This is a genomic window from Tepidimonas sp. (genome assembly GCF_046292505.1).
Classification (GTDB): domain Bacteria; phylum Pseudomonadota; class Gammaproteobacteria; order Burkholderiales; family Burkholderiaceae_C; genus Tepidimonas.
Window position 1 is genome coordinate 1 of the sequence record NZ_JBKBQX010000007.1, and the last position, 18,503, is coordinate 18,503.

An 18,503-nucleotide genomic window follows, 5' to 3' on the forward strand; every position below is an offset into this window, starting at 1 on the left:
GACCGGCTCAACAACCGCCCGCGCGCCATCCACGGCTTCTACCCTCCGATCGCCGTCTACCAGGCCATGCTGGAGAAAGTCACCCAAGCCAGCCACTCCCTTCAGTGATTCCACCGTTGCACTTGGTGCTTGACACCGCCCCTGAAAAAGCTGGGTTTTTACAAACTCAAGATCGATCGCTCCTTCGTCACCGACATCGGGCGGGACCCGGACGACGAGGCCATCATCCGCGCCATCGTCCAGTTGGCGCAGGCGCTGGGCATGCAGACCCTGGCCGAGGGGGTGGAGACGTGGGAGCAGGCGCGCTTTTTGGCGCAGGCGGGTTGCGACCATTTGCAGGGCTGGCTGGTCAGCCCCGCCTTGCCGGCCGACGCCTTCGAGGCCTTCGTCGCCGCGCACGATCCGCGCGCCTTCCTCGAACGCCTGGGTGTGTCACCGTCGGGCGATGCCGTGCCCCGCTGACGGTATCGCCGGGGCCACCCCTGCTCGCGCCCGGCGGCGTGCTGCCACAATCCGGACCGATGAGCGACGAACTGTCTTACCCCCTGCCGACCGATCCGGTCGTACCCCGCTACGACGATCCGCAGCTCACCCAGTTGCGCGTGCCGCCGCACTCGCTGGAGGCCGAGTCCAGCGTTCTGGGCGGCCTGCTGCTGGACAACGGGGCCTGGGACCGTGTGGCGGATCTGGTGACCGAAACCGACTTTTACCGCCCCGAGCACCAGCGGGTGTTCGAGTCGATCGCGGCCCTGATCAATGCCAACAAGCCGGCCGACGTCATCACGGTCTACGAACACCTGGCCAGCCTGGGCCGAGCCGACGACGTGGGGGGATTGGCGTATCTGAACCAGCTGGCGCAGTTCGTGCCCAGCGCGGCCAATATCCGCCGCTACGCCGAGATCGTGCGCGAGCGTGCCATCCTGCGCAAGCTCATTGCCGCCAGCGACGACATCGCCTCGCAGGCGTTTGCGCCGCGCGGCAAGGCGGTGGCGACCATCCTGGACGAGGCGGAGCAGAAGATCCTGTCGATCGGCGAGGAAGGCAGCCGCATGAAGCAGGGCTTCCAGTCGATGGACAAGCTGGTGGTGGAACTGCTCGACCGCGTGCAGGAGATGGCCGACAACCCCAACGACATCACCGGGGTGCCCACCGGCTTCATCGACCTGGACCGCATGACCGCCGGTCTGCAGCCAGGCGACCTGATCATCATCGCGGCGCGCCCGAGCATGGGCAAGACCGCCTTCGCGATCAACATCGCCGAGCACGTCGCGCTCAACGAGGGGCTGCCGGTGGCGGTGTTTTCGATGGAAATGGGGGCCGCGCAGCTCGCGGTGCGCGTGGTGGGCTCCATCGGCCGCATCAACCAGGGCCATCTGCGCACCGGCAAGCTCACGCCCGATGAATGGCCGCGCCTGACCGAAGCGATCGAGAAGCTGCGCAACATCTCGCTCTACATCGACGAGACGCCGGGCCTGACACCGTCCGAGCTGCGCGCCAACGCCCGGCGCTTGGCGCGCCAGTGCGGCAAGCTCGGGTTGATCGTGGTGGACTATCTGCAGCTCATGAGCGGCACCAACAGCGACGGCGAAAACCGCGCGACCGAGTTGGGCGAAATCTCGCGCGGTCTGAAGATGCTGGCCAAGGAGCTGCAGTGCCCGGTCATCGCGCTGTCGCAGCTCAACCGCGGGGTGGAGCAGCGCACCGACAAGCGGCCGATGATGTCCGATCTGCGCGAATCGGGCGCGATCGAGCAGGACGCGGACATCATCATGTTCATCTACCGCGACGAGTACTACACCAAGGACCAGTGCAAGGAGCCGGGCGTGGCCGAAATCATCATCGGCAAGCAGCGCAACGGCCCCACGGGCACCGTCAAGCTCGCGTTCCTCAACGCGTTGACCCGCTTCGAGAACCTGGCCGGCTACCACAGCGACTACTGATGCAACGCTATGATGCCCGGCGGCGTATCGCCCCCTGTTTTGATCCATCGGAGACCCCGTCATGACCCGTGAAGTCGTCGTCGTCAGCGCCGTGCGCACCGCCATCGGCACCTTTGGCGGCAGCCTGAAAGACGTGCCCCCCACTGAACTGGGCGCCATCGTGGTGCGCGAGGCCCTGGCCCGTGCCCAGACGCCGGGGCAGGACGTCGGCCACGTCGTCTTTGGTCACGTCGTCAACACCGAGCCGAAAGACATGTATCTGTCCCGCGTGGCGGCCCTCCAGGGCGGCTGCGCCGAGGGCACGCCTGCGTTCAACGTCAACCGCCTGTGCGGCTCGGGCCTGCAGGCCATCGTATCGGCGGCCCAATCGATTCTGCTGGGCGACTGCGACATCGCCATTGGCGGCGGCGCCGAGAACATGAGCCGCGCTCCGTTTGCCAGCCTGAACACGCGCTGGGGTGCCCGCATGGGGGACACCAAGCTGGTGGACATGATGGTCGGTGCGCTGCACGACCCGTTCCACGCCATCCACATGGGTGTGACGGCGGAGAATATCGCCGCCAAATGGGGCATCACGCGAGAAGACCAGGACCGCCTGGCGCTGGAAAGCCACCAACGCGCCCAGCGGGCGACCGAGGCGGGGTACTTCAAGGACCAGATCGTCCCCGTGACGATCAAGACCCGCAAGGGCGAGGTGGCCTACGCGACCGATGAGCACTTCCGTCCCAACGCGACGATGGAAGAGCTGGCCAAGCTCAAACCGGTGTTCTTGAAGGAAAACGGCACGGTGACCGCCGGCAACGCTTCCGGCATCAACGATGCGGCGGCGGCCGTGCTGCTCATGGACGCCCGCACGGCGCAGGCACGCGGCCTCAAGCCCATGGCGCGGCTGGTGACCTACGCGCATGCCGGGGTGGACCCCAAATACATGGGCATCGGCCCGGTGCCGGCGTCGCGCCTGGCGCTGCAAAAGGCGGGCCTGAGCGTCAACGATCTGGACGTCATCGAGGCCAACGAAGCCTTTGCCGCCCAGGCCTGTGCCGTCACGCGGGATCTGGGGCTGGATCCGGCCAAGGTCAACCCCAACGGTTCCGGCATCTCGTTGGGCCACCCCATCGGGGCGACCGGCGCGCTCATCACCGTCAAAGCTTTGCATGAACTGCAGCGCATCAACGGCCGCTATGCCCTCGTGACCATGTGCATCGGCGGTGGACAAGGCATCGCCGCGATTTTCGAGCGGGTCTGAGGCCGCACCCACCGCCCCGATCCCGGGCGTCAGTCGATTTCATACACCGACACCCGGGACGCCATCGCAATGGCGTTGAGGCGGCACACGTCACGGGCCGAGGTGGCGCGGTTGAGCGCGCCCCCTTTGCCGGTGAGCTTGCGGATCCAGGCTTTGAGGCTCATGTCGCATCGTCTCCGTCTGGGGTAGGGGTCAGTCGCGGCGCCGGAACACCCCGACCACCACCCCCAGCACCTCGAGCGACTGGTGCGCGATGATGTCGGGATAGTCCGGGTTGGCGGGTTTGAGCACCCAGCCCGCGGCGCCCTTGAGCGGGTACAGGTATTTGACGGTCAGCTCGTTGTCCACCACCGCCACCACGATGTCGCCGGCCTTGGTGGGGCGGTTGCGCTCGACCACCAGCATGTCGCCGTCGAGCATGCCCGCGTCCTTCATGGAGTCGCCCCGGACGCGGCAGAACACCGTGCGTTCCGGGTGGCGAATCAAATAGTCCTCCACCCCCACGCTCTCCAGGCCGGCGGATTGGTCTTCCGGCTGTGGCAGCCCGGCCCGAACCTGGCCGAGCACCGGCAACGCGAAAAACTGGCGTGTCGGGGCGATGCGGCCATCCACCCGCTCCAGGTAGCCGGCGTCCACCAGTCGGCCGATCACCTTGAACACGCCGCCTGACGACGACAGCCCGAGCACGTCGGCCAGCCGCGCCATGGAGGGAAAGGCCTTGTGCGCCTTCCAGTACACCCGTAGGGCGTTGAGGTGTTGATCGTCCGACATGGTAAAAACCGGTACGGGAGTGAATGAACGTTCACCATTGTGAGTGAATCGGCGGTGGCTGTCAACGGCACGCGCCATCGGCCATGGACAGGGTGGGAAGAACGCGCTATATCTGCCATGTCGCGTGTGCAGGAGGCGCATTGCCCATGAAGGCCGAGCAAAACGAGCGTCTGACCCGTATCGGGCCAGGAACGCCCTGCGGGGTGCTGTTGCGCCGCTACTGGCAGCCGGTGGCGTTGGCGGAGGAGTTCGACCCCGCCCTCGATCCCCGCATGGCCGAGCGCCCGCTGAAGGCTGTGCGCGTGCTGGGGCAGGACATGATCCTGTTTCGCGACGGCCAGGGTCGCTGGGGTCTGCTGGACCGGGACTGCCCGCACCGCAACGCCGACTTGGCCTTTGCCCGGCACGAGGGGGATGGCGTGCGCTGCCCCTTTCATGGCTGGAAATTCGACGCCACCGGCCGCTGTCTGGAGACGCCGGCAGAGCCGCTGGGCAGCACGCTGTGCGACCGGGTGCGACAGCGCAGTTACCCGGTCGTCGAGCGCGGCGGGGTGCTGTTTGCGTGGCTGGGGGAGGAGGGGCGCACGCCGCCACCGCTGCCGCGGCTGGACTGCTGGGTGGCGCCCGACACCCACGTCTTCGCCTTCAAGGGCTTGTGGCACTGCAACTGGCTGCAGGCCTTCGAGGTGGGTATCGATCCGGCGCACACGTCGTTTCTGCACCGCTTCTTGAACGATGCGCCTCTGGAGGCCATCGGGGACAACGCGGCGGGCAAGCAGTTCCGCAGCGCCAGTCTGGGTGAGGCCGACGGCCAGCGCTGGCCCATGACGCGCATCATGCGCGAGTTCCACCGGCCCGACATCCGCTTCGAGCTGCGCCCGTGGGGCTTTCAGATCACCACGCTGCGGCCGATGACCGAGGCGCTCACCCATGTTCGGGTGACGCACGACGTTTTTCCGCACACCTTCGTCATCCCGCTGTCCGAGACGCTCACCATCACCCAGATGCATGTGCCGGTGGACGACACGCGCACCTACTGGTATGCGTTTTTCACCAGCTTTGACAAGCCGGTGGATGTCATGTCCCGGATGATTATGGGGTCGCTTTTGGAACAAATCCGATCTTCGCCGATACCAGTCCTTCATGGCCTGCATGGGCGTGCGGGCATCGAGGGCAGTCTGAGGCAGATGGTGGTTGTAGAGCCAAGCGTAGCGCAAGAGGGTTTGCTCCAGGTCCTGGCCACTGAGGAAGTGATGGCTGCGCAGCACCTCTTCGATACGAGCGTTGAAGCGCTCCACCATGCCGTTGGTCTGCGGCCGCCGTGTACGGGTAAGCCGATGTTCGATGCCCAGCGCAGCGCACAGCTCATCGAAGGCGTGCTGCCCCGTGGGCGTACGCTCACCCGTGGTGACGAAGCGGTCGGTGAATTCCTTGCCGTTGTTGCTGCGCAGAAACGTCGCCTTCGGCTCGTTTTCGGTGAGGATCGTGCGGATGCGCACCGGGCAGGCCTTGGCCAGGGCGGCCAGAAAGGCGCGCGCGGCGCGTGCGCTCTTGGCGCTCTTGAGCTGGATGAACACCCAGCGCGTGGCGCGGTCGATGGCCACGAACAGGTAGCGACGCCGATCCTCATCGGCCATCTGGGGCAGGTACTTGACGTCGATGTGCACGTAGCCCGGCTCGTAGGCAGCAAAGGGGGCGTGCGTGGCCTTGCGCGTCTGCGGCTGCAGCGCCCGCAGGTTGCTCACCCCGTGGCGGCGCAGGCAGCGATCCAGGCCAGAGCGCGAGACATCTGGGTTGACGAACTCGCGCATGACCGCCAGCAGATCGTCCAGCGACAGCAGCAAGGTCTTGCGCAGTTGCACCGCGATGATCTCCTGCGCCGCTGTCAAGGTGGTCGGCAGCCGATGCGGCGTGTGCGGCCGGTCTTCGAAGCTCGTGCGGTGCTTCCACTTGAAGACGGTCATGGGCGACACACCGTAGCGCTGGGCCAGCGTCTGGATCGACTCGTCGCTGGCGGCAATTCTGCAGCGCGGATCGCCGGGGTGGTGCGCGCCAACTTGTGCAGTCGCACGATCATGATCGCACTCCTTCGGATGAGACCTTGCCGCCGACTCCCGCGCCTCGCAGCAGCTCTTGCAAGATGCTGCGTGCCAGCAGGTATCCACGGCGGCTGGGTATTATGTGATCATCCGGGATACGACACATATCCTTGAAGCCATTGAGCGTATCGACCGCTACACCGAGGACATGGACGAACTGAGTTTCTTGAACAACCAGTTGGTGCAGGATGCCGTGATCCGCAACTTTGAGATCATCGGCGAGGCCAGCAATAACATCGAAAAGCACTACCCAGACTTTGCGGCTGACCATCCTGAGTTGCCGTTGTCGTTCGCATACCAGATGCGAAATGCTGTCGCACATGGCTACTTCAAGGTGGACTTTGAGATCGTCTGGAGGTCGATCCGCCGGCGATCTTCCGGGCCTGTATTAGCAGGTGCGTGAGCTTGTAGAGAATCTGCCAAATGACGACGCCGATTATGGGTGCGAGCCATGAGCGCAACGACGAAGGGCGAGCACCCACACGAACCGCCAGGGCCACCAAAGAACTACGGGGCCGAAATAAACACACTGATCGAGCTACTGGAATCCGGACGGCTGTGAGCTTTCAAACACAGCCTAATCCGGATAGCCTTTTTTGCCAAGTGCCCGGCGGGCGACGCGCTGCATCTGGCGATCGCTCGCAACAACGGCGCGAAGGCCCTCGACACACTGGACGAGGGACGCTTGCACGCTGCCCAGCTCACTAGTCCACGCCAGCCGAGGCAGCCAAGCCTAGCCCCGACGGCACCAGCGGCTCGACCGCCGTGGGACACTGCAGCCAAGATAGCGCAAAACTGGCTGTTGCAAAACAAAACGGCCTGCGAATTGGTGCAGGCCGCGTTGGTTGTGCTGGCTCCCCGACCTGGGCTCGAACCAGGGACCTACGGATTAACAGTCCGGCGCTCTACCGACTGAGCTATCGGGGAACAGACGTTCATTATAACCCTTCGCCGGCCCTTTGCTCCGGCGCGCCGGCGTGCAGGTGGGCCCAGGTGCGCATCAGGGTGGCCGCTGACGACTCGGGGTCGTCCGCGCCGGTGATGGCCCGCACCACGGCGAACGCCCCCACCCCGCTGGCTGCGATGGCGGGCAACTCGGTCAGGCCGATGCCGCCGATGGCGACCGTGGGCACCTCGCGCGTCAAGCGGGCGTAATGCGCCAGCCGTTGCGGCCCCTGCGGGGCAGTGGGCATGACTTTGAGCGTGGTGGGGAACACGGCCCCCAGCGCCACGTAGCTGGGCCCCACGCGCCACGCACGCGCCATTTCGGCGTAGCCGTGGGTGCTGAGCCCCAAGCGCAGCCCACTGTCGCGCAGGCGGGCCAGATCGCCCGCTGTCAAGGAGTCCAGATCCTCTTGCCCCAGGTGGACGCCATAGGCTCCGGCGTCGATGGCGTCCCGCCAGTGGTCGTTGATGAACAGTCGCGCGGGCGTGCCGCGCACGGCGGCGACGGCGGCGCGCACTTCGTGGGCGATGCGTTCGGGATCGGGGTGTTTGAAGCGCAGTTGCAGGGTGGGTACCCCGGCACGCGCCATGCGGGCGACCCATGTCGCATCCGGCAGCACGGCATACAGCCCGAGCCGATGCGGGCAGGGGGCAAAGCGGGCTGCGGGCAGGTCGAACCCGAAATCCGCGGGGTCATCCGGCCAGTCCGCGGGGTCGAACGGGCGGTGGGCGCTGCGCCGGGCCCAGGCCTGCGCCACGCATCGCGCATCCCCGTCCACGAAGCCGAGGCGACGCGCTGCGGCGTAGGCCACAGACTCTACGGTGCCATCGGCAGGGGTGGCGGTGGGGTCGGCATCGCGCTCGATCCGCAGCGCACGGTGGTGCTGAACGATGGCGTCCACTGCGGACAGGGGGGCGTCGAGGACGGCGGGGACCATGGGGAGTGTCAGCCTTGGTGCCAGAAGGGGGTGCCAAGCACCGGGGTGCTCGGCTGTGCCGATGCTTGCGGTGCCATTGCCCCTGCCAGATGGGCCGCGCGCCCTGCTGCGACCGCATCCGCAAAGGCACCTGCCATGGCGACCGGGTCCTGCGCCAACGCCACGGCGGTGTTGAGCAGCACGGCGTCGAAGCCCCACTCCATGACCTGGCAGGCGTGGGACGGCAAGCCCAGCCCCGCGTCCACGATCAGCGGCACGTCCAGACGTTCGCGCAGGGTCCGCAGGGCGTGCGGGTTGACGGGGCCCAGTCCGGTGCCAATCGGGGCCGCCCACGGCATGACGGCCTGACAGCCGACGTCGAGCAGACGCTGGCACAGCACCAGGTCGTCGGTGCAGTAAGGCAGCACCTTGAAGCCGCGCTGGATCAGCAGGTCGGCCGCCACGGGCAGTTGCAGCGTGTCGGGCTGCAGCGTGTAGTCGTCGCCGATCAGCTCGAGTTTGATCCACTCGGTGCCGAACACCTCGCGCGCCATTTCGGCGGTGGTGACAGCCTCCTGCACGCTGTGGCAGCCAGCGGTGTTGGGCAGCACCGGCACGCCCAGGCGCTGCAGCAGGGTCCAAAAGCCGTGCGAGGCATCGAGGCCGAGCGCCCCTTGGCGGCGCAGCGATGCAGTCAGCATGCAGGGCGAGGCGCGCAGGACGGCCTGCTCGAGCACGGCGGGCGACGGGTAGCGCGCGGTGCCCAGCATCAGACGGCTGCCAAAGGCTTGGCCGTACAGGATGAGCGGATCAGACGGAGGGGACGCTGGGGTGGAGGGTGCGGTCATGGTGGGTCAGCCGCCAGTGATGGGGGCGATGACTTCGACGCGGTCGCCATCGCTCAGCGGCGTGAGGGCGTATTGTGCGCGCGGCACGAACTGCAGGTTGACGGCCACGGCAAACGGCGCTTGGGGGGCCTGGCCATCGTTGACGCGGGCCACCGCATCGGCGACGCTGGCGCCGTCGGGCAGTTCCACGGGTTGCGCGTTGATCCAAATCTTCATGGTGTGCGGACGGGGGCGTCGGCCTCGGCTCGGACGAATGTCAGGCCCAGGCGCTGCGCCAAGTCGGTGCGGCCGTTCTGCAGATACTCGATGACGGCGTCGTGTACCGCGGGCGAGATCATGAACCCGTGGCGGTACAGCCCGTTGATCTGCAGCACGCGTGGCGCGCGCTCGACCACGGCGGGCAGATTGTCCGGCAGGGTGGGGCGGCATTGGGCACACAGCTCCAGCACGCGGGCCTCGGCAAAGCCGGGGTGGACGGCGTAAGCGGCGCTGAGCAACTCGAGCGTGGAGCGCACGCTGGCCGGGGACAGGTCGTCGGACTCGATTTGGGTGGCGCCGATGACGAACAGATGGCCCGGCTTGGGGGCGATATAGATGGGGTAGCGCGGATGCAGCAGCCGGGTGGGACGCAACAGGGAGACGTCCGGGGCATGCAGGCGAGCGACCTCGCCACGCACCCCGCGCAGCGGGCCGCTGCCCGCAGCGGTTGGCGTGGGCCAGTCCTCGCGCGCGCCCAGGCCGCGGCAGTCCAGTACCCAGCCGCCGGAGTGGTCGCGTTGCCAGCCCAGGGCCTGCTCCAGCGTCATGGCGGTACCCCACTGCACCGCGACGCCCAGTGCGGCCAGCGTGGTCAGCAGCGCGTCGAGCAGCTGGCGGTTGTCGAGCTGGCCTTCGTCCGGCAGGTACAGACCGCGCTGAAAGCGCCCGGCCACGGCCGGCTCCAGCTCGGCGACGCCTTGCGCGTCCAGCGCGCGCGGGGCGGGCAGATCGGGCAGACGTGCGGTGGTGTGGCGCAGCAGGCCCTCGAAGCGGACGGCCTCTTGCGCATCCTGGCGGTGCCACAGAACGAGCGTGCCGTTTCGTTGAAAGTACACCGGCTGTGCCAGCCCCTCGCACAGCGCCTGCCAACGGGGCAGTGCGTAGCGTCCCATGACAACGACGTTGGGTTCGGTCACGGCCGATTCGGCGAGCGGCGCCAGCATGGCGGCTGCTACACGGGCGGCACCCCCGGCCTGCGTGGCGTCGGGCGCCGGATCAACGATGTGGACCGGGTGACCGGCCCGCGCCAGCGTGAGGGCGAGCAGCCGACCCATCAGGCCGGCGCCGAGGATCAGGACGGGTTCGCGGGAGCGCATGCCCTGGATGGTACCCCAGGGAAAACCCGCGCCGGGCCCGCAGGCCCCACGTCCATGCACGGGCGGCGGATAATGTCACACATGTCGCACCTGAACGATCTTGCCCACCCGCACCGCTCCCGCTATCCCCGGGTGTTGTCCATCGCCGGCAGCGATTCCGGTGGTGGTGCCGGCATCCAGGCCGATTTGAAGACCATCGCAGCCCTGGGTTGCTACGGCATGACGGCGATCACGGCACTGACGGCCCAAAACACCCTGGGGGTGCGGGCCATTCAAGGGGTGCCGGCGTCGTTTTTGAAAGAGCAGATCGCCGCGGTGGTGGAGGACATCGGCGTGGACGCCGTCAAGATCGGCATGCTGCATGCGCCGGACATCGTCGAGGCCGTGGCCTGGGCCATCGACACCTACCACCTGCCCAATGTGGTGCTGGACCCGGTGATGGTGGCCACCAGCGGCGACACCTTGATCGAGGATGCGACCATCGAGCGGCTGGTGTGCGAGCTGTTCCCGCGCGCCACCGTGGTGACCCCCAATCTGGACGAGGCCGCGTTGTTGCTGGGCCGTCCAATCATGCAGGCGGATGAGTTGGAAGCCGCCGCCGCCGATCTGCTGCAGCGCGGCGCGGCGGCCGTGCTGCTCAAGGGGGGGCACTTGCCCGGGGATGTGGTCACCGACCTGCTGGCCATTCGAGGCGAGCCGCCGGCGTACTGGATCCGCCTCAGTGGTGAGCGCATCGTCAGCGACAACGTGCACGGCACGGGATGCACCCTGTCGTCGGCCATCGCTTCGTTCCTTGCCATCGGCCAGACGCTGGAGGAGGCGGTGCAGTCCGCCCAGGGCTGGGTGCGGGGAGCGATTGCCGCCGGCGCCCATGTGCGTACCGGCCAGGGCAGCGGGCCGCTGAACCACGGCTATGCGCCGGTGCCGATGCGGCTGCTCGACTGATCAGTCCGGTCCGACGCCCAGCAGCCGCTGCAGCCGGGTGCTGGTGGTGGTGTATTCGAGAACGACCCGCTCCTGCGGGCGCAGCCATTGGGCGATGGCGAACGCGGCCAGGGTCGCCTCGTGAAAGCCGCACACGATGAGCTTGCGCTTGCCGGGATAGGTGTTGACATCGCCCACCGCATGGATGCCCGGCTCCGAGGTGCGATAGCCCTCGGTGTCCACGACCAGGTGCTTGCGTTCCAGCGCCAGCCCCCAGTCGGCGATCGGTCCGAGGCGCGGATTGAGCCCCAGCCGGGGCAAGAACAGGTCGAGCGGCAGCGTGAGCCGACGGTCATCGGCGGTGGCGATCTCCAGCGCATCCAGACGGCCGTCGGCGGCGGCGATGGCCCCCACCGGCTGGCCCATGCAGAGGCGCACCCAGCCGGCGCCGATGGCGGACTGCAGCCGTTCATCCAGTTCGGCGTCGATGGCGAATCGGTCGTTGCGGTGCAGCAGCGTGACATCGGCCGCCCCGCCGTCGGCCAGTCGCAGCGCCAGTGCCGCGGCGGATTCGCTCCCGCCCATGACGACGATGCGCTGACCTACCCAGACGTCGGGAGGGGGATCGCGGTAGTGCACCTGGCGGCCCTCCCAAGCCTCTAGCCCCTGTACCGGCGCCTTGCGCGGCAGAAAAGCGCCCACGCCCGCGGCAATGACGAGTGCGACGCATTCGAAGACCAGGCCGCCGTCCGTTTCCAGTCGAAACCGCGGAGAAGGTGCGGCCCCGCCGGACGCCAACCGCTGCAGCGACGTCACGATCTGCCCCAGATGCAGGGGGATGCGCAACGGCGCCAACTGCTGCAGCAGCCGCTGCGTCAGCTCCTGCCCGCTGCAGGCGGGGATGCCCGGCAGATCGTAAATGGGCTTGCCGGGATAGAGCTCGGCGCATTGCCCCCCGGCATGGGGCAGCCCCTCCACCACGTGCACGCCCAGCTCGTGCAGGCCCAGCTGGAAGGCTTGGTAGAGCCCAACCGGTCCAGCGCCGATCACGACGGCATCGGTACGGATGGGGGAGGCGGACGTCATGGCGGTCGGGGCGGCACGCGCCGCCCTCGTGATCGGCCGATCAGCGCTTGAGCAACGGCAGCTTGCCGGTCTTGTCCTTGTACTGCTCGGCTTCGGGCAGCGGCGCTTTGCGCTTGGTGATGCTCTTCCAGGTCGGCAGTTTGGCCAGCTCGGCGTTGAGGGCGATCATGTGCTGCTGGTCGCGCGGCACGTCCTCTTCGGCGTAGATCGCGCCGACCGGGCACTCCGGAATGCAGACCGCGCAGTCGATGCACTCGTCGGGGTCGATGGTCAGGAAGTTGGGGCCCTCGCGGAAGCAGTCCACGGGGCAGACGTCCACACAGTCGGTGTACTTGCAGGCGATGCAGGCTTCGGTAACAACGTGTGTCATGGCGCAGGGTCTTTCGGGGGCGGCAAGCGCCCCAACGCGGCGCGGGCCGCGCGTCGGGTCTCGGCAGAGGGCGCATTGTAGGCGCTCGGGGCGCGAGGCTGGTTGATCTGGGTCAGCACGCCGACGGGCAAAGCGGTTATTGTCTCGGCGCACGCTGTTCGTGCGTCGCTTGCTCCAGAGGCCTTGCCCATGACCGACCAGCCCCGCCGCCATTCGTCACCTCCCACCGGTCTCGACAGCGGTCCTTCGCCTGCGCCAGCCGAGTCCCACCGCCGGCAGGCGGATGCCGCCGAGGCCATGGATCAACAAGCGTCGGTGCTGATGGCCCAATTGTGGAGCGGCCTGTCACCCATTTCCCTGGCCTTGGCGGCAACGGACTGGGCGCTGCATGTGCTGAGTTCGCCAGGGTCCCAACGGCGTTTGGCGCGACAGGCGACCGAACTCGGCCAGGCGTGGTGGCAGGATGCGTGGCGCGCTTGGATGGATACGGCGACGGCCGTGTTGCCACCCGGGGAGTCTCGTGTGCCAAGTGCGTCTGGGCACGCCGTCGCGAATGGCGGCGGGGTGGATGGGGGAAGTGGTACTCAGGGCGGTCCCGGCGACGATGGCGCGCGGTCGGACGATCCCTCGCCGCTGGCGCGCGCGCTGCGCGAGGACGCGCGCTACGCCGACCCGGCATGGCAGCGCTGGCCGTGGTGGGCGCTGGCCGGCGCCGGCAAGGCGCTGGAGCTGTGGTGGCAGCAGGCGGCGGCGCTGCGCGGCATGCAGCCGCACAGCCGCGAGCAGATGCGCTTCTACGGCCGCCAGTGGCTGGACGCCTGGGCGCCGAGCAACGTGCTGTGGACCAACCCGCAGGCGCTGCAGCGCGCCTGGGAGACGGGTGGCCAGTCGCTCCTCAAGGGCTGGGGCCGCATGGTGGAGGACGTGCAGTGGCGCCTCGGGCTGCAGCCGCCGCCGCGGCGCTTCGACCCGGAGCTCGCCCCCGGCCGGGGGCTGGCCACCACGCCGGGGCAGGTGGTGCTGCGCAACGCGCTGATCGAGTTGATCCAGTATGCGCCGACGACGCCGACGGTGCAGCGCGAGCCGGTGCTCGTGATCCCGTCGTGCATCATGAAGTACTACATCCTCGACCTGTCGCCGCACAACTCGCTGGTGCGCTGGCTGGTCGCGCAGGGCCACACAGTCTACATCGTCTCGTGGAAGAACCCGGACGAAGGCGACGCGCTGCTGGCGATGGACGACTACGTGCGCGATGGGGTGCTGGCGGCGCTGGACCACGTGCGCTGCGCCACCGGCGCCCCGGTGCACCTGATGGGCTATTGCCTCGGCGGGACGTTCGCCGCCATCGCCGCGGCGGCGCTGGGCGGCGGTGATGCGCGGCTGGGTTGCCAGCGCGCGCCAGGCGCCGCGGAGGAGGCCGTGCTGGCGAGCCTGACGCTGCTGGCCGCCGAAACCGACTTCAAGGAGCCCGGCGAGCTCGGCATCCTGATCGACGAGGCGCAGGTGCGCCTGCTGGAGGACATGATGGCCGCGCGCGGCTACCTGACCGGGCAGCAGATGGCCGGGTCGTTCCAGTTCCTGCACTCGCGCGAGCTGGTCTGGTCCAGCCAGACGCGGCGCTGGCTGCTCGGAGAGGACGAGGTCGGCAACGACCTGATGGCCTGGAACGCCGACGTGACGCGCCTGCCAGCGGTGATGCACAGCAAGTACCTGCGCAGCTGCTACCTCGACAACGACCTGGCCGAAGGGCGCTTGCAGTTCGAGGGGCAGCCGATCGCGCTGCGCGACATCCGCGTGCCGGTGTTCGCGGTCGGGACCGTCAAGGACCACGTGGCGCCGTGGCGCTCGGTGTACAAGATCCACCACCTGGTCTCGGCCGACGTGACCTTTGCGCTGACCAACGGCGGGCACAACGCCGGTATCGTGTCGGAACCGGGGCACCGCGGGCGCTACCACCACCTGCTGACGACGCCGGCGGATCACCCGTGGCGCACGCCGGACGAGTGGCTGGCCGAGGCGCCGCGGCGGGAGGGCAGCTGGTGGCCGTCGTGGTCGGCGTGGCTCAAGCAGCACGGCAGCGGGCAGGAGGTGCCGGCGCGCCAGCCGCCGCAGGATCCGGCGCTCGGGCCGGCCCCGGGGCGCTACGTGATGGTGCGCTACGGCGACTGAATCAGCCCCCGCCCGCGCTGCCTCGCGCGCGCGGGCTGACGAAGCGCCGGGCCAGCAGGGCCTGCGCCAATGGGCGCTCCACGGGCCAAGGCTCGCCGTGCAGCTCGGCGGCCAGCACCTCGCCGCCCAGCACCGACAGCGTCAGCCCGCGCGCGCCCAGCCCCGTCAGCACGCACAGGCCGGGCAGCCGATCGGGGTCCACCGCCCCGACGGCCGGGAAGCGGTCCGGCAGCGTGCAGCGCACGCCGGCCCAGCCGTGGGCCTGGGGCCAGTGGCAGGACAGCGCCTCGGCCGCCGGGGGCAGCAAACGACGCAGCTTGTCCAGATTGGCGGCATGGTCTGCGGCGAGGACGGAGCGATCCGTGCTGCCGCGCACGAAGGTGGAGCCCATGCACCACAGCGGCTGTCCATCGGGCCCGGGCACACCCGCTATCAGCGACCCATGCCCATTGACGGGAAACGGCGGCAGGGCGTCCGCCACCGATGGCGGCAGGGCGGCCATGGCACCCCAAGTCACCTGTCCGCGCAGAGCATGCAGGGGCAGTGACGGTCGGTCGGTGCCCGGCAGCAGCGACACGCTGTCGAAGCCCGCGCACACCACGACGACGGGGGCCTGGGCCACCGGTCGGCCCGCGTCATCGATCACCATCCATTCGGCGTCATCCGCCGTGCGGCGCAGACCGGCGGCACGTACCCCGCCGGCGAAGTGCACGCCGGGGCGGGCCAGTTGGGCAGCCACCAGCCGGGCCGGACGCAGCCACGCCGCTTGCGGATGCCACAAGGCGGGCGTGTCCGCTGGCAGGCCGGCGCGCACCGTGCGCGCGGGGGCGGCAGGCTGACTCCACGCCTGGCCGTGTTCGCGCCAGGCTGCGGCGTCGGGCAGAGCGCGTTTGCCCTCGACGCGGTGCTCGAACACGCCGCTGGGGCCCCAGTCTGCGCCCAACGTCAACAGCGCCCGGGCCCGTTCCAAGGTGCTGGCCAGGCCTGCCCGGGTCAGGCGCGACAGCGGCGCATCGTCGGGCGATACATGCGGGGCGACCAACCCCACGGGCAAGCCCGATGCGCCGTTGGCGGGGGTGTCGGCTGCGTCCAGCACCGTCACGCGCCAGCCCCGCGCCGCCAGGCTCCAGGCCGCCGCCGAGCCCGCCAGACCGGCACCGATCACGACGGCGTGACGTTGCAGGGGAGTCTTCCCCGCCGCCCCGGTTGGGCCGCTCGCAGACCGCAAGGCGGACCGGGGTGTCCAGCTCGGCGCGAACACCGCCCGCAGGCAGTGCCGCTTGGGGGGCAGGCCCGCAGCCTTCTCGACTCGAAAACCCGCCTGTGTCAGCCCGTCGCGGACCGCACGCGCCACCGTCCAGGTGCCCAGCCGCGTACCCGGTCGGCACAAGCGCGCGACCGCACGCAGGACCTCGGGCGACCACATGTCGGGATTGGCGGCCGGATCGAAGCCGTCCAGAAACACGCTGTCCACCGCCACGTCCAGCGTGGGCAGCCAGCGTGCCGCATCTCCCACACACAGGGTCAACAGCAGGCGCCGGCCGGGGCCATCACCGCTGTCGGCGGGCCATTCCCAGGTCCAGCGGTGCACGCCCGGCAGCAGCCCCATCCAGCGCTCGGCCAGTGCGGCGGCCAGAGGTTGAAGTTCGGCAAACGGAGCCGCGCTGCGGCGCAGGTCATCAGCGGTGGCGGGGTGGGCTTCGGTGGCGGTGTAGCACAGCGTGGGCGGGGCCGACGCATCGGCCCGCCAGGCGTGCCAGGTCGCCAGAAAGTTCAGCCCCAGCCCAAATCCGTTTTCCAGCACATGCCAGCGCGCCGCACCGGCCCAGGCCGGAGACTGCCCGTCATCGGGCAGCAGGCCGCAGCCCCCCAAAAACACATGGCGCGCCTGCGCCAGGCCGCCCTGACCGTCGGCGCCACGGCTGCGGTAGATGTCGTCGAAGCGGGGGCTGCGCGGCGTGCCGTCCGGCAGCCACTCGACCACGACGTCAGCCATGTTACCCCTGCGTCGGGGGCACGTAGCCGGCGGCGACGTCCGCGCCTTCGCCAAAGAAGTGCTTTTCCATCTGCCGCGCCAGGTATTGGCGTGCGCGCGCGTCGGCCAGGTTCAGGCGGTTTTCGTTGACGAGCATGGTCTGGTGGCGCAGCCAGTCCTGCCACGCCTGCTTGCTGACGTTTTCCCAGATGCGCTTGCCCAGCTCGCCCGGGTAGGGGGGGAAGTCGAGCCCTTCGGCTTCGACGCCGAGTTTGATGCAGCGAACGGTGCGTGCCATGGTGTCGTGCTCCTGCGCAGAAAAGATCGGCCTCATGCCCCGTGGTGATAAATATGCCGCGGAAATGGCATAAGGGGTTTGATACGATGCGGGTTTTGCCCGGCGGGCAACCGTCGGCCCCCAAAGGTCCCCATCGATGTCGTTGGGCCCGGACTGTAACCCAGTTGTCCGTTCCCCGAAGGCGCCGGGGGTTGAGTCAGGTCAAGCCCGCCAGCCCTGCGGGCGGCTATGCTGGGCCATCGCGATTTTCCATCACCTGATCATGAGTGCATTCGACGAAGAACGCGTCCTGTCCGTCCACCACTGGACCGACCGGCTGTTCAGTTTCACGACCACGCGCAACCCGGGGTTGCGGTTCCTCAACGGCCAGTTCACCATGATCGGTTTGCGGTTGGAAAACGGCAAACCGCTATTGCGCGCCTACAGCATCGTCAGCGCCAATTACGAGGAGCATCTGGAGTTTCTGAGCATCAAGGTGCCCGATGGCCCGCTGACCAGCCGGCTGCAGCACATTCAGCCCGGCGACACGGTGATCGTCGGCCACAAGCCCACGGGCACGCTGGTCATCGATTACCTGTTGCCCGGCAAGAACCTGTACCTGTTTGGCACCGGCACGGGGTTGGCGCCGTTCCTGAGCATCGTGCGCGATCCGGCCACCTACGAGCGCTTCGAGAAGGTCGTGCTGGTGCACGGCGTGCGGCAGGTGGCCGAGCTGGCTTACCGTGACTACCTGACGCAGGAACTTCCGCGACACGAATTCCTCGGTGAGTACGTGAGCCGACAGATGCTGTACTACCCCACCGTCACCCGCGAGCCCTTCGAGCGTCAGGGCCGTATTCCGGATCTGGTGCAAAGCGGCCAAATGGCGCGCGAACTGGGCCTGCCGCAGCTCAACCCCGAGACCGACCGCGTCATGATCTGCGGCAGCCCCGCCATGCTGCGCGACCTCAAGGCCATGTGCGAACGCCTGGGTTTCGTCGAGGGCAACACGAGCACGCCCGGGCAGTTCGTGATCGAGAGGGCGTTTGCCGATGCCAACTGAGGCCTCGGGCCGCGGCGGCTGGGCCGGCTGGGTGGCCGCGTCGCCGCGCGCGGTGCTGGCGGGCCTGGCGCTGTGGTGCGGCGGCTTGCTCGGCTATGGCCTGTACCTGCAGCACGTGGTCGGGCTGGAGCCGTGCCCGATGTGCATCGTCCAGCGCTATGCGCTGATTCTGGTGGCGCTGGCTACGGCGGTCGCGGCCGCGGCGGGCCCCGGGCTGCGGCGCGTGCTGGCGTGGCTGGCGCTCGTGCTGGCGCTGGCGGGGGCGGCGGTGGCTGCGCGCCAGTCGTGGCTGCAGTGGTATCCACCCGAAATCCTGACCTGCGGGCGGGATTTGTTTGGCATGATCGAGTCCTTCCCCCTCAAGCGGGCCATCCCCATGATCTTTCGCGGCAGCGGGGACTGCACGGCCATCGACTGGACCTTTTTGGGCCTGACGATCGCGAACTGGTCGTTTCTGAACTTCGTGGCCATGGCCGCGGCCCTGCTGGGCTGGCTGCGGTGGAGCTGCCACCGCTGAC

The 18,503-nt window shown here is 68.5% G+C and carries 18 protein-coding genes, 1 tRNA gene and 2 pseudogenes; 9 read left to right on the forward strand and 12 right to left on the reverse strand.

Features of this window, described 5'->3' with window-relative positions; all coding sequences use genetic code 11:
* Window positions 1-129 precede the first annotated feature (129 nt).
* From ACK4TH_RS05085 to bktB, 3 genes are all read left to right on the forward strand, one after another.
* Window positions 130-462 carry an EAL domain-containing protein gene (locus ACK4TH_RS05085; RefSeq protein ID WP_409623523.1) on the forward strand — a complete coding sequence of 111 codons (333 nt, stop codon included), beginning with the start codon at window positions 130-132 and terminating at the stop codon, window positions 460-462.
* A 59-nt stretch (window positions 463-521) separates the two neighbouring features.
* Window positions 522-1,940 (forward strand): replicative DNA helicase, encoded by a 1,419-nt coding sequence (gene dnaB / locus ACK4TH_RS05090; protein WP_409623525.1) that lies wholly within the window; start codon window positions 522-524, stop codon window positions 1,938-1,940.
* 61 nt (window positions 1,941-2,001) lie between these two features.
* Window positions 2,002-3,186, forward strand: coding sequence for a beta-ketothiolase BktB (gene bktB, locus ACK4TH_RS05095; protein ID WP_409623527.1), 1,185 nt, complete (start codon window positions 2,002-2,004; stop codon window positions 3,184-3,186).
* A 29-nt stretch (window positions 3,187-3,215) separates the two neighbouring features.
* Here the strand turns inward: bktB and ACK4TH_RS05100 are convergent, their stop codons facing one another.
* Window positions 3,216-3,350, reverse strand: coding sequence for a hypothetical protein (locus ACK4TH_RS05100; protein WP_409623529.1), 135 nt, complete (start codon window positions 3,348-3,350; stop codon window positions 3,216-3,218).
* Window positions 3,351-3,378: 28 nt separating this feature from the next.
* Window positions 3,379-3,957 (reverse strand): LexA family protein, encoded by a 579-nt coding sequence (locus tag ACK4TH_RS05105; RefSeq protein WP_409623531.1) that lies wholly within the window; start codon window positions 3,955-3,957, stop codon window positions 3,379-3,381.
* A gap of 146 nt (window positions 3,958-4,103) precedes the next feature.
* On the opposite strand from ACK4TH_RS05105, the pseudogene ACK4TH_RS05110 reads away from it, so the two are divergent.
* Window positions 4,104-5,033: pseudogene (locus ACK4TH_RS05110) on the forward strand (Rieske 2Fe-2S domain-containing protein); the annotation flags it as partial.
* Here ACK4TH_RS05110 and ACK4TH_RS05115 read toward each other — a convergent pair.
* Window positions 5,034-6,034, reverse strand: a pseudogene (locus ACK4TH_RS05115) (IS481 family transposase); the annotation flags it as partial. It abuts the pseudogene before it with no gap.
* Window positions 6,035-6,204: 170 nt separating this feature from the next.
* On the opposite strand from ACK4TH_RS05115, the gene ACK4TH_RS05120 reads away from it, so the two are divergent.
* Window positions 6,205-6,459: a DUF86 domain-containing protein gene (locus tag ACK4TH_RS05120; protein WP_409623533.1), complete on the forward strand. Its 255-nt coding sequence runs from the start codon at window positions 6,205-6,207 to the stop codon at window positions 6,457-6,459.
* A 448-nt stretch (window positions 6,460-6,907) separates the two neighbouring features.
* Here ACK4TH_RS05120 and ACK4TH_RS05125 read toward each other — a convergent pair.
* From ACK4TH_RS05125 to ACK4TH_RS05145, 5 genes are all read right to left on the reverse strand, one after another.
* Window positions 6,908-6,983, reverse strand: a tRNA-Asn gene (locus tag ACK4TH_RS05125).
* Between the two features lie 11 nt (window positions 6,984-6,994).
* Window positions 6,995-7,939 (reverse strand): thiamine phosphate synthase, encoded by a 945-nt coding sequence (locus ACK4TH_RS05130; protein ID WP_409623535.1) that lies wholly within the window; start codon window positions 7,937-7,939, stop codon window positions 6,995-6,997.
* 8 nt (window positions 7,940-7,947) lie between these two features.
* Window positions 7,948-8,766 carry a thiazole synthase gene (locus ACK4TH_RS05135; protein WP_409623537.1) on the reverse strand — a complete coding sequence of 273 codons (819 nt, stop codon included), beginning with the start codon at window positions 8,764-8,766 and terminating at the stop codon, window positions 7,948-7,950.
* A 6-nt stretch (window positions 8,767-8,772) separates the two neighbouring features.
* Entirely contained in the window at window positions 8,773-8,982 is a 210-nt protein-coding gene (thiS, locus tag ACK4TH_RS05140; protein WP_409623539.1) for a sulfur carrier protein ThiS, read from the reverse strand.
* Window positions 8,979-10,121, reverse strand: coding sequence for an FAD-dependent oxidoreductase (locus ACK4TH_RS05145; RefSeq protein ID WP_409623541.1), 1,143 nt, complete (start codon window positions 10,119-10,121; stop codon window positions 8,979-8,981). The genes thiS and ACK4TH_RS05145 overlap by 4 nt, the downstream gene beginning before the upstream one ends.
* A gap of 81 nt (window positions 10,122-10,202) precedes the next feature.
* On the opposite strand from ACK4TH_RS05145, the gene thiD reads away from it, so the two are divergent.
* Complete coding sequence (gene thiD, locus ACK4TH_RS05150) at window positions 10,203-11,066, forward strand: bifunctional hydroxymethylpyrimidine kinase/phosphomethylpyrimidine kinase (RefSeq protein WP_409623543.1); 864 nt, start codon at window positions 10,203-10,205, stop codon at window positions 11,064-11,066.
* Here the strand turns inward: thiD and ACK4TH_RS05155 are convergent, their stop codons facing one another.
* Complete coding sequence (locus tag ACK4TH_RS05155; RefSeq protein WP_409623545.1) at window positions 11,067-12,131, reverse strand: NAD(P)/FAD-dependent oxidoreductase; 1,065 nt, start codon at window positions 12,129-12,131, stop codon at window positions 11,067-11,069. It abuts the gene before it with no gap.
* 40 nt (window positions 12,132-12,171) lie between these two features.
* Window positions 12,172-12,501, reverse strand: a complete 330-nt coding sequence (gene fdxA / locus ACK4TH_RS05160; protein WP_068609472.1) for a ferredoxin FdxA — start codon at window positions 12,499-12,501, stop codon at window positions 12,172-12,174.
* 189 nt (window positions 12,502-12,690) lie between these two features.
* Here fdxA and ACK4TH_RS05165 point away from each other — a divergent pair, with 189 nt between their 5' ends.
* A complete protein-coding gene (locus ACK4TH_RS05165; RefSeq protein WP_409623547.1) occupies window positions 12,691-14,670 on the forward strand; it encodes a PHA/PHB synthase family protein in 1,980 nt (659 codons plus the stop codon).
* A gap of 1 nt (window position 14,671) precedes the next feature.
* Here ACK4TH_RS05165 and mnmC read toward each other — a convergent pair whose 3' ends face one another.
* Both mnmC and ACK4TH_RS05175 read right to left on the reverse strand, forming a co-directional pair.
* Window positions 14,672-16,666, reverse strand: a complete 1,995-nt coding sequence (mnmC, locus tag ACK4TH_RS05170; protein WP_409623549.1) for an FAD-dependent 5-carboxymethylaminomethyl-2-thiouridine(34) oxidoreductase MnmC — start codon at window positions 16,664-16,666, stop codon at window positions 14,672-14,674.
* Window position 16,667: 1 nt separating this feature from the next.
* Window positions 16,668-16,943, reverse strand: coding sequence for an oxidative damage protection protein (locus ACK4TH_RS05175; RefSeq protein ID WP_068609475.1), 276 nt, complete (start codon window positions 16,941-16,943; stop codon window positions 16,668-16,670).
* A 262-nt stretch (window positions 16,944-17,205) separates the two neighbouring features.
* Here ACK4TH_RS05175 and ACK4TH_RS05180 point away from each other — a divergent pair, with 262 nt between their 5' ends.
* Window positions 17,206-17,985: a ferredoxin--NADP reductase gene (locus tag ACK4TH_RS05180; RefSeq protein WP_409623552.1), complete on the forward strand. Its 780-nt coding sequence runs from the start codon at window positions 17,206-17,208 to the stop codon at window positions 17,983-17,985.
* Window positions 17,975-18,502, forward strand: coding sequence for a disulfide bond formation protein B (locus ACK4TH_RS05185; protein ID WP_409623554.1), 528 nt, complete (start codon window positions 17,975-17,977; stop codon window positions 18,500-18,502). Before ACK4TH_RS05180 ends, ACK4TH_RS05185 begins: the two co-directional genes overlap by 11 nt.
* Window position 18,503 lies beyond the last annotated feature (1 nt).